This window comes from Bacillus sp. P14.5 (assembly GCF_003316765.1).
Lineage (GTDB): Bacteria > Bacillota > Bacilli > Bacillales > Bacillaceae_B > Rossellomorea.
Window position 1 is genome coordinate 222,748 of the sequence record NZ_NIJF01000066.1, and the last position, 15,271, is coordinate 238,018.

Consider the following 15,271-nt stretch of genomic DNA (forward strand, 5'->3'; position numbering starts at 1 on the left):
TCCTGCAAGACCATCGGAACCCCGCACCTGTAGTTGATATCAACTTTTATGTTTACGATAACAAAATTTGATTTGAAGAAGTAATTTAATAGTATTTCCTTTACTTCATTAAGCATTTATTATATTGTTTAAAGGGAAATAGGTGGTCTGACCACCCTAGAATAAAATGATTTCATTACAATACATTACCTATAAAAGCAGATACTTAAGGAGTGAACAAGCTTGTCATTACGTGAAGAAGCGTTGCACATGCACAGAATTAACCAAGGGAAACTGGAAACGACAGCAAAAGTAGAGGTCAAAAATGCAAAAGATTTAAGCTTGGCTTACTCCCCGGGTGTAGCGGAACCTTGTAAAGTGATTTACGACAAACCTGAAACGGTTTATGAATATACAATGAAAGGCAACATGGTAGCGGTTGTATCCGATGGTACTGCTGTCCTTGGACTAGGGAATATCGGTCCATCTGCGGCACTTCCTGTGATGGAGGGAAAAGCTGTTCTGTTCAAGAGTTTTGCAGGAGTGGATGCTTTCCCAATCTGTCTTGATACCAATGATGTGGACAAGATTGTCGAAACCGTTAAATTGATGGAGCCGACATTCGGCGGTGTGAATTTGGAGGATATAGCCGCACCGAATTGCTTTGTGATAGAAGAACGATTAAAAAAAGAAACCAATATTCCAATTTTCCACGACGACCAGCATGGAACGGCTATCGTAACAGCTGCGGGTCTTGTGAATGCTTTGAAAATTGTTGGCAAAAAAATGTCTGAGATCAAGGTAGTTGCCAATGGAGCGGGCGCAGCCGGAATTGCTATCATAAAGCTTCTTCATAACTACGGTGTCCGCGATATCGTCATGTGCGATACAAGGGGAGCCATTTATGAAGGTCGTCCTAATGGCATGAATGATATTAAGGATGAAGTAGCCAAGTTTACGAACCGCAATCGTATCGAAGGCAGCTTGGAGGATGTTATCAAGGATGCAGACGTATTCATTGGCGTTTCGGTAGCCGGAGCCCTTAACGAAGACATGGTGCGTTCCATGAATGATGATCCAGTTATTTTCGCCATGGCCAATCCCGTACCGGAAATCATGCCTGAGGATGCAAAATCTGCGGGAGCAAAGGTAGTGGGGACGGGCAGATCCGATTTTCCTAACCAGGTAAATAATGTCCTTGCTTTCCCGGGGATTTTCAGGGGTGCGCTGGATGTACGCGCCACTCACATCAATGAGAAAATGAAACAGGCTGCAGTGGAAGCCATTGCAGGGCTTGTAGCCGAAAAAGATCTGAATGAGGACTATGTCATCCCTGCCCCATTTGATGCCCGTGTCGCACCAGCCGTAGCGGCAGCCGTGGCCCAGGCTGCGATGGAAACAGGTGTCGCAAGGCAAAAAGTCGACCCTGAAGAAGTACGCAGAAAAACTGAACAACTGGCAGTCATCGGAAAGGGTGAATGATCCAAGGGATGGATTCACCAAAACCAAACTCAAAGGTATTCATTGAAATTGTCAATAGAATCAGGGAGATGATTTCCGTTGACGGCTTACAGCCGGGAGATAAGATCCCTTCCGAAAGAGAGTTGTCAGAACGCCTGAAAGCAGGGCGTTCTTCTATTCGAGAAGCTTTAAGGGCCCTGGAGCTGCTTGGTCTGATTGAAACCAGGCGGGGTGAAGGGACTTTTTTGAAAGACTTCCGCAATCATCATTTAGTGGAGCTGCTCGGGACTTTTATCCTGAAGGACGGCCAGGCAAAAGGGGATGTCCTGCTGACTAAAGAGTGGCTTGAAAAAGAGAGCCTTAGAACCATTTTGGATTCTGGCATAAGCCTGGAAGGTCTGCAAAATTCCCTGGCATCCCGTGAGCATCAAACTGTAGACAGTTTTCTCAGGGAGGTCATCCTTCAATCAGGAAATCTTTTGGCGGGAAAGATCTGGTATATACTCTCCCAATATGGAGCGATGGTAGAGAGCGCGGTACCGATGGATGATGAGAAACAGAAAGTATGTGAGGGACTAATAGATTCCCTTCGTGCAAAGCGGGAAAATGAGATGTGGGAGTATTACCACACTCTGAAAACCACGAACCGAAGGCAATAATATATAAACAAGTTAGATTTACAAGGCAGAAAATTGTCGAGAAAATGCCGACATGTTCCTACATCTTTTTTGGCTGGATTGATGTAGAGTGTATGAAAGCAAGTCCGATTTAACACAGGCAGGCAAGGCGTTTGAAGGGCAGTTGACCAACTGCCGTCAAAATCAGCCGCATACGACCCTATTGCCTGAAGCATAAGAGATTATACGCCCTTTAGGGCAGGACTCATACTAGTATGAATAAGGAGGTTTCCCTTTTGCTTAAAGATCTTTTCGTAAAGACAAAAAAGAAAAAGTATGCAACCATTCCCTCTGATGCGGCTAAACAGGATGTACCGGAAGGAATTATGACGAAGTGTCCAAATTGTAAAAAGATCATGTATACAAAAGAACTGAAAAAAAATATGAATGTCTGCCTGCATTGTGAGTATCATCACCGCATGAATGCATTTGAAAGAATTGACTGCTTCATAGATGAGGGAAGTTTTGAAGAGCTGGATGCAAACCTTATTTCGGAAAATCCTCTGAATTTTCCTGATTACATAGAAAAATTGGAGAAAGACCGTCAGAAGACCAATATCAACGAGGCTGTTGTGACAGGTGCCGGAAAAATTGACGGCTGCGAAGCAATAGTCGCGATTATGGATGCTCGTTTTAGAATGGGAAGCATGGGCTCTGTGGTTGGTGAAAAGATTACCAGAGCAATAGAAGAGGCTGATAGAAGACATTGTCCATTCATCATTTTCACAGCATCAGGCGGGGCAAGAATGCAGGAAGGGGTTCTATCTCTTATGCAAATGGCCAAGACATCTGTAGCCCTGAAAAGGTTTAGTGATAATGGCGGCCTGTTCATTTCCATCATGACCCATCCTACAACCGGCGGAGTGTCTGCCAGCTTTGCGTCCCTTGGTGATTACAATTTTGCGGAGCCGGGAGCGTTAATTGGATTTGCCGGAAGAAGGATTATTGAACAGACAATCAGGGAAGACCTGCCTGAAGATTTCCAAACGGCGGAGTTCCTGTTGAAGTATGGACAGCTGGATGATGTCATTTCACGTTTGGATATGAAGGAGAAGATCTCGAAAATACTGGAGATTCATCAATGGGATGGTGAACTGACATGGTAAATGAAATGGAATTTGAAAAGCCTGTAACACAGTTAAGAAATAAGATTGCGGAGTTGAAGGAATTTACTCAAAAGTCGGAAGTAGATCTTTCTTCTGAAATCGAAAAGCTTGAAAATCGTTTGCAGAAACTGGAAAATGACCTATATGAAAATATGAAACCATGGGAAAGGGTTCAAGTCGCCAGGCACCAAAACAGACCTACGACCTTGGATTACATCAGTCATTTGTTCACTGATTTTCATGAAATGCACGGTGACCGCCTCTATGGAGAGGATGAAGCCATTGTCGCCGGGATTGCAAAATTCCGTGGTCTCCCAGTAACTGTTATAGGCCATCAGCGGGGGAAAGATACAAAAGAGAATATCCGGCGTAATTTTGGGATGCCTCACCCTGAGGGTTACAGGAAAGCATTAAGGCTGATGAAGCAGGCTGATAAGTTTGGCAGGCCGATTATTTGCTTCATTGATACAAAAGGAGCTTATCCTGGGAAAGCTGCAGAAGAACGCGGTCAAAGTGAAGCGATAGCCCGCAATCTTTTTGAGATGGCCGGATTGAGTGTTCCGGTCATTTGTATCGTTATTGGAGAAGGCGGAAGCGGCGGTGCATTGGCTTTAGGAGTAGGAAACCATATCCATATGCTGGAGAATTCCACTTATTCAGTTATTTCCCCTGAAGGAGCGGCGGCTCTTTTATGGAAAGATGCTGCTCAGGCAAAAAGAGCTGCGGAAACAATGAAAATCACAGCACCGGATTTGAAAGAGCTTGGTGTTATCGATGAAATCATTCCTGAAGTAAGAGGCGGTGCCCATAAAGATGTCAAGACACAGGCCGACAGCATCGGTGAAGCCTTGAAGTCTTCTTTGGAGGAATTGGTGCCTCAGACTTCAGAACAATTGGTAGAAGGGCGCTATCAAAAATATAAAATTATGGGTGAATATACAGTTTTAGATGAGTTTTCAAGGGTAAATTCTTAAGCGTGGACACTTTTTCACGCTTTTTCTTTTTTTTCGGGAAATCAGGATTTAAGCAGAAACAGAGAATGTAAACGCAATCTTTTACAGTGAAACGCTTTCATTATTTAGATAATTTCGTCTTTATCAAAAACCACTCTATATTCGTTGTTAGCTGGCAATCTTCATGTTATTTTAGAAATAATCCAAAGGCTTTTTGCCTATACTAATAAGTGTTAAAAACGTGTCCCCCGATTATCTTCTTTCTGCCCCCCAAAAGAACAATAACAAAACTAACTATACATAAAGACTTAATAAGAGGTGATTGTGAATGAAAAGAATAGGTGTATTGACAAGCGGAGGAGACTCTCCTGGTATGAACGCAGCCGTCAGAGCGGTTGTCAGGCAGGCTATTTATCAAGACATGGAAGTATATGGGGTCTACCAAGGGTATAATGGCCTGATCAATGGAAATATCAAGAAGCTGGAGCTTGGTTCTGTAGGTGATATCATCCACCGCGGAGGAACAATGCTGTATACGGCCCGCTGTGAAGAGTTCAAGACAAAAGAAGGACAGCAAAAGGGAATAGAACAGCTTAAGAAGCATGGCATCGAAGGCCTTGTGGTCATCGGCGGTGACGGGTCCTATCGCGGTGCGAAAGCGCTGACTGAGCTTGGGTACCCATGCGTGGGCGTACCTGGAACAATCGACAATGATATCCCGGGAACAGAATATACTATCGGATTTGATACGGCCTTGAACACGGTCATAGACGCAATTGATAAGATCCGTGACACAGCAACATCGCATGAAAGAACATTCATCATTGAAGTAATGGGCCGTAATGCGGGTGACCTGGCTCTTTGGTCGGGGCTGGCAGGCGGAGCTGAGACAATCCTGATCCCGGAAGACAAACATGATATGGATGATGTTGCCCGCCGCCTGAAAAAAGGGCAGGATCGCGGTAAGAAGCATAGTATCATTATCGTTGCTGAAGGTGTAATGGGCGGTGAAGAATTTGCTTCTAAACTTAAGGAAGCAACAAATCTGGAAACTCGTGTATCCGTACTTGGCCACATGCAGCGCGGAGGCTCGCCTACCGCTTCGGACAGGGTGCTGGCAAGCCGCCTGGGTTCCCGTGCAGTAGACCTTCTTGCTGAGGGCAAGGGTGGAAGAGCAGTAGGAATCGAGAAAAACGAACTGGTCGATTATGATATTATAGAAGCACTGGCTAAAGAGCACGTATTAGATTTAAATATGTACAAACTTTCAAAAGAGTTGTCTATCTAATTAATATTGCAATAGATTCAAAATGACAGGAAATATCCAGGAGGGCATTACGAAATGAGAAAAACCAAAATAGTATGTACCATAGGACCGGCAAGTGAATCAGTAGAACAATTAACACAGTTAATCGAAGCGGGTATGAATGTCGCCCGTTTGAATTTCTCGCATGGCGATCATGAAGAGCATGGTGCCAGAATCCAGAACATCAGGACTGCTGCTGAAAAAACAGGGAAAACAGTAGGAATACTTTTGGATACAAAAGGCCCTGAAATTCGCACCAATAACATGGAAAATGGATCCATCGAGCTTGAAAAAGGATCTGAAGCGATTGTCTCCATGACTGAAGTGCTTGGAACTCCTGAAAAATTCTCAGTGACATATGAAAGCTTGATTGATGACGTCCATGAGGGATCCAGAATCCTTTTAGATGACGGATTGATCGGTCTTGAAGTCATTGCCCTTGATAAGTCTGCAGGCGAGATTAAAACAAAGGTCCTTAATTCCGGCACATTAAAGAACAAAAAAGGAGTTAATGTTCCCGGCGTGTCCGTAAACCTGCCTGGCATCACCGAAAAAGATGCAACTGACATCAAATTCGGAATCGAGCAAGGTGTAGATTTCATCGCTGCTTCATTCGTCCGCCGTGCATCTGATGTATTGGAAATCCGTCAATTGCTGGAAGACCATAATGCTGGCAATATTCAAATTGTCCCTAAGATCGAGAACCAGGAAGGTGTCGATAATATCGATGAAGTTCTGGAAGTATCCGATGGCTTGATGGTAGCCCGTGGAGACCTTGGTGTGGAAATTCCTGCAGAAGAAGTTCCGCTTGTGCAAAAAGATTTGATCAAGAAATGTAACGCGCTTGGCAAACCGGTTATCACTGCAACTCAAATGCTGGATTCCATGCAACGCAATCCTCGTCCGACAAGGGCAGAAGCGAGTGACGTTGCCAACGCCATCTTTGATGGTACGGATGCCATCATGCTATCCGGGGAAACGGCTGCTGGAGCTTACCCGCTGGAAGCTGTTCAAACGATGCATAATATTGCTTCACGCGCGGAAACGGCACTTGATTATAAAGACATCCTTTCTACCCGCAGCAAAGACAGCGGCCATAATATGACAGATGCCATTGGACAATCTGTTGCGCATACTGCCATCAACCTTTCTGTCAATGCGATTGTTGCTCCTACAGAAAGCGGACATACAGCCAAGATGATTTCAAAATACCGTCCAAAAGCACCGATTATTGCTGTAACGGCTAATGATTCCGTTTCCCGTAAGCTGGCATTGGTTTGGGGCGTATATCCTCAAATGGGCAGAAAGGTTTCCACGACAGATGAAATGCTTGAAATGGCTGTTGAGGAAAGCGTCAATTCCGGCTTGATCACTCATGGTGACCGCATCATCATTACAGCTGGTGTGCCAATCGGTGAATCCGGCACAACGAATTTGATGAAAATCCATGTAGTCGGCGATATTCTGGCAAAAGGACAAGGTATCGGACGCAAGACGGCATTCGGCAAAGCGGTTTTGGCTAAAAACGCTGCAGAAGCAAACGAAAAGGTACAGCCAGGTTCTATTCTTGTGACGGTTGGCAGTGATAAAGATATGGTCCCTGCACTTGAGAAATGCTCGGCACTGATTACAGAAGAGGGCGGCCTCACAAGCCATGCGGCTGTTGTCGGCATCAATATCGGCATCCCTGTAATTGTAGGTGTGGATAACGCCATGTCTCTCCTTCAAGATGGCCAGGAAATCACCGTTGATTCTTCAAGAGGCGTCATCTATGACGGACATGCAAGTGTACTATAAGTGATTCTAAAAAGTGGTGTCTCCTTTGGGAGGCATCGCTTTTTTAATGGCTCTTTTCGCAAAGGCTGTGGCTAGTGAGAAGTAATGGATTTCCGCTCCAGGCGGACGACTCCGCGGGGCGGGCGGTGAGCCTCCTCGGCTGCGCCTGCGGGGTCTCACCTGTCCCGCTAGTCCCGCAGGAGATCGTACGCCTTCCGCTCCAATCCTCCTAGGTAAAGGGGGATGAAGGGAAATAGCATTCTAAAGGAACATTTATTTAAAAAAAGCCTATAAGGTTTTCCCTCTAAACAGGGAACAGCTCTTTTCTTCTTGCTTACCAGAATATTTACAAGGAATAATGTTTTTATCTTACGAAGGTCATATATCAAATAACCCCCTGAGAATAAAAGGAAAGACCTCCTTTTTTTCACCGGGGAACATTTGCCTGTCGGGGCGAAACAGGGCGCTTCCGCTTTTTATCAATCCAGCTCCAGCGGCCAGCGCCTAGCAGATTTCGGTCTCTCTCCTTGCGATAAGTCAACATCGACTCACTCTGTTCGTCGTGTTTCCTTTTTCTCTTGCGAGATCCCATAAATCTGTACGGCGCTGAACGGCCGCTTCCGCTTTTTGTCAATCCAGCTCCAAGGCCACAGCGGCTAGCGTACTGCCCATCCCCTCCTTTGCAAATCCAGTTTCGAGGTCCCAACGGCTAGCAGATTTCGGTCTCTCTCCTTGCGATAAGTCATCATCAACTCACTTTGTTCGTTGTGATTCCTTTATCTCAATGCGGGGCTGGTACAGTCCGTACGCCGCTGAGCGGGGCCTTTCCGCTTTTCATCGAATCCAGCTCCAGCGGCCAGCGCCTAGCAGATTTTGGTCTCTCTCCTTGCGATAAGTCAACATCGACTCACTCTGTTCGTCGTGTTTCCTTTATCTCATGCGAGATCCCATAAATCTGTACGGCGCTGAACGGCCGCTTCCGCTTTTTATCAATCCAGCTCCAAGGCCCCAGCGGCTAGCGTACTGCCCATCCCCTCCTTGCGATAATTCATCATCGAATCGCTGTCGCTCTTCGTGATTCCTTTATCTCATGCGGGGCTGGTACAGTCCGTACGCCGCTGAGCGGGGCCTTTCCGCTTTTTAAATAATCTGTTGAAAAGTTGTCGCAGGCTGTCATCAGTCTATTGTTTGTGAATATGTTATAATAGAATCAGGTTGTCCAGAAAATGGGGGAATTAATATAATGAGATATATGATGTTATTTCTGATTGTAGTGCCTGCACTTGAGATAGGTTTGCTGATTCTTTCAGGGCAGACATTCGGAGTGCCTGCGACAATTCTGATGATTATTGCTACAGGTGTACTAGGCGCTTATCTGGCAAAGAAACAAGGTCTCCAGGCAATAAGGAATGTGCAGGAACAAATAAAGTTCGGACAGGTTCCCGGTGATGCAATAGTAGACGGCTTGTGTGTCCTGGTCGGCGGTGTGGTTCTTCTGACACCTGGTTTTATAACAGATGCAACAGGATTTCTGCTGTTATTTCCGCAAACAAGGAAACTGATTAAGCCGTTCCTTTTAAGATTGTTCAGAAGATGGATAAATAATGGAAACGTTATAATATACCGATAATAAAAAGATCCGTTCATTGGGAACGGATCTTTTTATTATGCTTTATTCTCTTATCTCCGGTTTGCCGGTAATGAAATCCCAAAGATCCTGAAATACCCCGGCATTTCGCAGGGTGGATAATATCACGAGAGTCACCGGGCCGAGGATCAGGCCGAGGAACCCTACCAGCTTGAAGCCGACAAACAGGGCAATAAGGGTTGCCAGCGGGTCGAGCCCGATACTTGAGGATAAAATTTTCGGCTCCATGATCTGCCTTTGGACAACGACTACAAGATAAAGGACTCCAAGGCCCAGCCCCAATCCGATATTTCCTGTAATCAATTCATAGATGATCCATGGAACGAAAACTGCTCCGGTTCCGAGATACGGGAGTATGTCCACAAGACCGATCACGAGAGCAATTGTAATGGCATAGTCAACCCGAAGGATCAACAGGCCGATAAGGACAATCACGGCTGTTATAGAAATTAAGGTGAACTGGGCACGTACAAAGCCGAGCAAAGCCTTCTTCAAGTCCACGAAAACCCTTCTCCCGCTTGCCGCAGCTTTTACAGGTACATACTTAGAGAGCTTGTCAGAAAGGTGGTACCAGTCTTTACTTATAAAGAATGTAGCCAATGCAGAGAAAATCAATACGGTTGCGGCGTTGGGAATCCAAGAAACGATATTTGGCAGCTTCTGAAAGAAGTTCTGGATGAAATCACCAGCTGATGAGGCGATTCTTTCTCCGGCGGCTTGAATGTTCTCAAGGATGGCGCCTTGCTGTCCTGCTTCTAAATTTTTGAAAAGGCCGCTGATTTGATGGTAAAAAGGGATGACTTGTCCAGCAATGAAATTTTCGAAGTACTCAACAAGGGTGTTTACATGCTGAGGGACAACATCGGCCAGATAGTTTGCACCTGAAACAATCTCTGTTATCAGCAATGTAATCAGTCCTATGAAAAGGGAGATGATCAAGAGCAGGGCTAACGCAACAGCCAATCCCCTCGGCATTCTTGCTTTCCTCTCAAGGAGATTTACTACCGGGTTGATTAAAAGCGCGATAATCAAAGCAATGATGAAGGGATAAGTCACCTTTGAAACATAGTAGATTGCTATCCCGGTCAAAGCCACTACCGCCACAACAAATAGAAAGCGCAAGCAACGGTAAAGAAACTCCAAATTCATATACAAACCCCCTGCCAGATTTTTCTGTTTATAGTATATATATATTTTAGCTGAGGAATGAAATGAAAGAAAGTTGAACATTTCAAGAGAATAAAAGACTTTCTGCCTGAAATTTTTTCGATATAAGAGAGAGTCCGTTCCACTTCTTATAAAGCTTTTAGAGAAAAGATGGAAAAAAATTAGTTTCGCCATATACTATCTAAGCTCTCAATGAGGAAAAAGAGAATAAAGAAAGGACTGGCCGTTTATCCATACGAAGACTGACGCTTCTTGATTTTCCCTTTTCTATGATTGAGTGCACGAAGGGTTAAGGATAATTAGGGAAGATCGGAATATTATGTTAGGATATAGTTGGAGAAGGGGCAGTATATTTTTCTACTAAAATAATTCTTATAGAAATTGAACCGTTTTCGTTCACAAAAGTCAGATAATTGTTTATAATAGAAAATGAAAGCGCATCCCATGATGAAGATCTGATTTTTACCATGGTGATTGTGTGGTACTGTGTTGAGCGAGCGCTCGATAGCGTAAGTTTTAAACAACTATATTTATTTTTTGAAACAAGCCATTTTAAGAGACTCCTGCGCTCTTGAAAATATTGTTCATTCCCGCAATGGACGACTGGCGATTATTCAGATAAAGGAGAGGTTTTTTTATGACAGCAACCCGTGGATTAGAAGGTGTTGTAGCAACTACGTCTTCAATCAGTTCAATCATTGATGACACTCTTACATACGTTGGATATAACATCGATGATTTAACCAACAATGCCAGCTTCGAAGAGATAATCTATCTATTATGGAATCTAAAATTGCCTACAGCTTCAGAGCTTGATCAGCTGAAAAAAGATCTAGCTGAGAATGCTGCTCTTCCTAAGGAAGTACTTGAGCATTTCAAAATGTACCCAATCAAGGATGTCCATCCGATGGCTGCGTTAAGATCTGCAGTATCACTTCTTGGATTATATGATGAAGAATCAGATGTGATGGAAGAGGGGGCCAACTTCCGTAAAGCTGTCCGCCTGCAAGCTAAGATTCCAACAATTGTTACTTCTTTTGCGCGTATCAGAAGCGGAAAAGAACCAATCGCTCCAAGAACTGATCTTGGTTTTGCCGCAAACTTCCTTTACATGCTTACCGGTAACGATCCTGAAGACATTGAAGTGGAAGCGTTCAATAAAGCTCTTGTTCTTCATGCCGATCACGAATTGAATGCCTCTACGTTCACGGCCCGTGTCTGTGTAGCAACTCTATCAGATGTTTATTCTGGTGTCACTGCGGCAATCGGGGCTTTGAAGGGACCACTTCACGGCGGTGCCAATGAACAGGTTATGAAAATGCTGACAGAAATTGATTCTGTTGATAACGTAGAATCTGCAATCCGTAAAAAGCTCGACAACAAAGAAAAAATCATGGGCTTCGGCCACCGTGTTTATCAGCAGGGAGATCCAAGGGCGAAACACCTGAAAGAGATGTCCCAGAAACTGACTGAGCTGAGAGGCGAAAGCAAATACTATGAGATGTCAACGAAGATCGAAGACATTGTGACATCTGAAAAAGGATTGCCGCCGAATGTAGATTTCTATTCTGCATCCGTATACCACAGTCTGGGCATCGACCACGACTTGTTCACTCCGATCTTTGCGGTGAGCAGAGTGTCAGGCTGGCTGGCTCATATCCTTGAGCAATACTCCAACAACCGCTTGATCCGTCCTCGCGCGGATTACACTGGTCCCGGCAAACAGGAATATGTTCCGGTTGAGCAGCGCGGTTAATATTTTACAAAAAGTTTAATATCTGGTGTAATGACAATGGAAAAGGCTTTACTAACCCGGCCTTTTCCGTCAACAATAAAAGCGGGTCTGATTTCAAAGGTTTTCCTGCCTTGTATCAGTCCCTTTAATAATGAATTTGGAGGTAATAATATGTCTGAAGGTCAAAAAATTTCTGTCGAAAATGGTAACTTGAATGTGCCAAATAATCCAATCGTTCCTTTCATTGAAGGTGACGGAACTGGTCCTGATATCTGGGCTTCTGCTTCCCGCGTTTTAGATGCAGCGGTTGAAAAAGCTTATAACGGTGAGCGCAAGCTTGTTTGGAAAGAAGTATTAGCCGGTGAGAAGGCTTACAACCAAACTGGCGAGTGGCTTCCAAGCGCAACTCTTGATGCAGTGCGCGAATACTTCATCGCGATCAAAGGGCCTCTTACTACACCGATCGGCGGCGGTATCCGTTCATTGAACGTTGCTCTTCGCCAGGAGCTTGACTTGTTCACATGTCTTCGCCCTGTACGTTACTTTGAAGGTGTTCCTTCTCCTGTGAAACGTCCTGAAGACACAGATATGGTCATCTTCCGTGAAAATACTGAAGATATCTATGCGGGTATCGAGTATGCTAAAGGTTCTGATGAAGTGAAAAAGCTGATCTCTTTCCTTCAAGACGAAATGGGTGTAAACAAAATTCGTTTCCCTGAAACTTCAGGCCTTGGAATCAAGCCTGTATCTGAAGAAGGCACACAGCGTCTTGTTCGCGCTGCAATCAACTATGCCATCACAGAAGGCCGCAAATCTGTAACCCTTGTACATAAAGGAAACATCATGAAATTCACTGAAGGTGCTTTCAAGAACTGGGGTTACGAGCTTGCAGAAAAAGAATTCGGCGAAAAAGTATTCACATGGGCTGAATATGACCGTATCAAAGACGATAAAGGCCTGGATGCAGCAAACCAAGCTCAATCTGATGCAGAAGCAGCTGGCAAAATCATCGTGAAAGATGCCATCGCTGATATCTTCTTACAGCAAATCCTTACACGTCCGGCTGAGTTCGATGTAGTAGCTACAATGAACTTGAACGGTGACTATATCTCTGATGCCCTTGCAGCGCAGGTAGGCGGAATCGGAATCGCTCCTGGAGCAAACATCAACTACGATACAGGACATGCGATCTTTGAAGCAACACATGGTACAGCACCTAAATATGCCGGCCAAGATAAAGTAAACCCTTCTTCCGTAATTCTTTCAGGTGTACTAATGCTTGAACACCTTGGCTGGACGGAAGCAGCTACATTGATTACAAAATCAATGGAAAAAACGATTGCTTCTAAAGTCGTTACTTATGACTTTGCCCGCCTGATGGACGGTGCTACAGAAGTGAAATGTTCTGAGTTCGGTACTGCCTTAATCGAAAATATGTAATATCCTGTTCTATTCTATTCATGGGATGAAAACGAGTCGGCTTGCATTTATGCAAGCCGACTCTGTTCAAAACTAATAAATGGGGGCGGTTCTTATGGCTATCAGACGTAAGAAAATTTCGGTTATCGGCGGAGGATTCACAGGGGCTACAACAGCTTTGATGCTCGCACAGAAAGAATTGGGAGATGTAGTGCTGGTGGATATTCCGCAAATGGAAGACCCGACTAAAGGAAAAGCTTTGGACATGGAAGAAGCAAGCCCGGTCCAAGGATTCGACGCGAAAATTACCGGAACTTCAAACTATGAAGATACAAAAGATTCCGATATCGTTGTAATCACTGCCGGAATTGCCCGGAAACCGGGAATGAGCCGGGATGACCTGGTTCAAACGAATCAAAAGATCATGAAGTCGGTAACACAGGAGATCGTTAAGTATTCTCCTGAAAGCATTATTATTGTTCTGACGAATCCGGTCGATGCCATGACTTACACTGTATTCAAAGAATCAGGTTTTCCGAAGAATCGAGTCATCGGTCAATCTGGCGTGCTGGATACCGCTCGTTTCCGTACATTTGTTGCTCAAGAATTGAACCTCTCTGTAAAAGATATTACTGGATTCGTGTTAGGAGGCCATGGCGATGATATGGTTCCGCTTGTCCGCTATTCCTATGCTGGCGGAATTCCACTGGAAAAGATGATACCTAAGGACCGCCTGGATGCAATTGTGGAAAGGACGCGTAAAGGCGGCGGGGAAATCGTTGGTTTGCTAGGAAACGGAAGCGCCTATTATGCTCCGGCTGCCTCCCTGGTCCAAATGACGGAAGCGATTCTTAAAGACCAGCGAAGAGTCATTCCTGCAATTGCCTACCTTGAAGGCGAATACGGATTCGATGGAATCTACCTTGGTGTCCCGACCATACTAGGCGGAAATGGTCTTGAACAAATCATCGAATTGGAATTAGAAGAAGAAGAAAAAGCAGCACTTTCCAAGTCTGCCGATTCTGTGCGTAATGTGATGGATATATTAACATAGTCATACGACAAAACCGGATCCAGTTCCCTGGACCCGGTTTTTTTTGCCTTTTTAAAGGCTCATAAAACAATATTTCAACTATCCTGAAAAAATCTCCTTTGTAAGGTTATACTAATAGTGGTAAAATATAAATAGACAGACAATAAAGAGTATTTCTTTTATTCTTAATTGTAAACGGTTACAACGGAGGTGCGCCAGCTATGTTATTAGGTAAAAACGTAAGCCGGGTAGAAAGATTGATGATATTTCAGTAGGAGAAAAGCTGACACTAACAGAGAAGATTGAAGATAAAGATCTGCTTCTCTATTTAGGATTGACCAATGATGCGAATCCTTTATACATCCAGCATGACTATGCTTCACAGACGCCTTTCAAGAAGCCTTTGGTACCTGCTATCATGCTGACAGGTATCATTAACTCTGCTGTGTCAAAGTATTTGCCGGGGCCGGGATCCCATATTATGAAACAGGAAATTGAGTTCCCGAAACCTGTATACCATTATGATACTGTAAAATTCCTTTTTGAAGTAAAGCATATAGACAGCAGCAGCCATTTGATTACAATCGATGTAATTGCCACTAATGAACAGGACGAGACCGTCATAAAAGGTTCAGTGGAGGTTTGTCCCCCTCATAAATTAGAGAAAATGAATGGGCATGCATTAGAAAATTTTTAAGGAAGCATTAGGAGACTGACCTGGTTAAAAATCCCGGGCGGTCTTTTTTTACGCTCTTTTCACAAGGGTAGTGGCTGCTGTAAAAGTAATGGATTTCCGCTGCAGGCGCGCGACGCCGCGTTGCGAGAACCGGGCCTCCTCGGCTTTGTAAAAAGCGGAAGCGGCCTTTCAGCGACGTACAGATTTCAGGGTTCAAGCCAAGCATCCACATAAATTAGCAAACGTTCAGGCACATTAAGAAAAAGTTATATAAAATGCAGTATTTCGAATGAAAACTAAAGCTTTTTATGAGGGAAAGGTTTGACAATAGGAAA

11 protein-coding genes and 1 pseudogene are annotated in these 15,271 nt (G+C 44.4%); 11 read left to right on the forward strand and 1 reads right to left on the reverse strand.

Annotated elements, in window-relative coordinates:
* Positions 1 to 222 precede the first annotated feature (222 nt).
* The 7 genes from ystJ (at position 223) to B9Z54_RS11105 (ending at position 8,888) form a co-directional block, all read left to right on the forward strand.
* Positions 223 to 1,461, forward strand: coding sequence for an NADP-dependent malic enzyme (gene ystJ / locus B9Z54_RS11070; protein WP_113928453.1), 1,239 nt, complete (start codon positions 223 to 225; stop codon positions 1,459 to 1,461).
* Complete coding sequence (locus tag B9Z54_RS11075; protein WP_240189887.1) at positions 1,458 to 2,099, forward strand: FadR/GntR family transcriptional regulator; 642 nt, start codon at positions 1,458 to 1,460, stop codon at positions 2,097 to 2,099. Before ystJ ends, B9Z54_RS11075 begins: the two co-directional genes overlap by 4 nt.
* Before the next feature lie 254 nt (positions 2,100 to 2,353).
* Positions 2,354 to 3,223 (forward strand): acetyl-CoA carboxylase, carboxyltransferase subunit beta, encoded by an 870-nt coding sequence (gene accD / locus B9Z54_RS11080; RefSeq protein WP_113928454.1) that lies wholly within the window; start codon positions 2,354 to 2,356, stop codon positions 3,221 to 3,223.
* Positions 3,217 to 4,197, forward strand: a complete 981-nt coding sequence (accA, locus tag B9Z54_RS11085; RefSeq protein WP_113928455.1) for an acetyl-CoA carboxylase carboxyl transferase subunit alpha — start codon at positions 3,217 to 3,219, stop codon at positions 4,195 to 4,197. Before accD ends, accA begins: the two co-directional genes overlap by 7 nt.
* A gap of 307 nt (positions 4,198 to 4,504) precedes the next feature.
* Positions 4,505 to 5,464 (forward strand): 6-phosphofructokinase, encoded by a 960-nt coding sequence (gene pfkA / locus B9Z54_RS11090; RefSeq protein ID WP_113928456.1) that lies wholly within the window; start codon positions 4,505 to 4,507, stop codon positions 5,462 to 5,464.
* Between the two features lie 54 nt (positions 5,465 to 5,518).
* A complete protein-coding gene (gene pyk / locus B9Z54_RS11095; protein WP_113928457.1) occupies positions 5,519 to 7,279 on the forward strand; it encodes a pyruvate kinase in 1,761 nt (586 codons plus the stop codon).
* Positions 7,280 to 8,501: 1,222 nt separating this feature from the next.
* Positions 8,502 to 8,888 (forward strand): FxsA family protein, encoded by a 387-nt coding sequence (locus B9Z54_RS11105; RefSeq protein ID WP_113928459.1) that lies wholly within the window; start codon positions 8,502 to 8,504, stop codon positions 8,886 to 8,888.
* A 42-nt stretch (positions 8,889 to 8,930) separates the two neighbouring features.
* On the opposite strand, the gene ytvI is transcribed toward B9Z54_RS11105, so the two are convergent.
* A complete protein-coding gene (ytvI, locus tag B9Z54_RS11110; protein ID WP_113928460.1) occupies positions 8,931 to 10,055 on the reverse strand; it encodes a sporulation integral membrane protein YtvI in 1,125 nt (374 codons plus the stop codon).
* Between the two features lie 655 nt (positions 10,056 to 10,710).
* On the opposite strand from ytvI, the gene citZ reads away from it, so the two are divergent.
* The 4 genes and pseudogenes from citZ to B9Z54_RS11130 all read left to right on the forward strand — a co-directional run bounded on the left by citZ (position 10,711) and on the right by B9Z54_RS11130 (position 14,957).
* A complete protein-coding gene (gene citZ, locus B9Z54_RS11115) occupies positions 10,711 to 11,829 on the forward strand; it encodes a citrate synthase (protein ID WP_113928461.1) in 1,119 nt (372 codons plus the stop codon).
* Between the two features lie 150 nt (positions 11,830 to 11,979).
* Positions 11,980 to 13,248: an NADP-dependent isocitrate dehydrogenase gene (gene icd, locus B9Z54_RS11120; protein ID WP_113928462.1), complete on the forward strand. Its 1,269-nt coding sequence runs from the start codon at positions 11,980 to 11,982 to the stop codon at positions 13,246 to 13,248.
* Positions 13,249 to 13,342: 94 nt separating this feature from the next.
* Positions 13,343 to 14,281, forward strand: coding sequence for a malate dehydrogenase (gene mdh, locus B9Z54_RS11125; protein ID WP_113928463.1), 939 nt, complete (start codon positions 13,343 to 13,345; stop codon positions 14,279 to 14,281).
* A 200-nt stretch (positions 14,282 to 14,481) separates the two neighbouring features.
* Positions 14,482 to 14,957, forward strand: a pseudogene (locus B9Z54_RS11130) (MaoC/PaaZ C-terminal domain-containing protein).
* Positions 14,958 to 15,271: the final 314 nt, after the last annotated feature.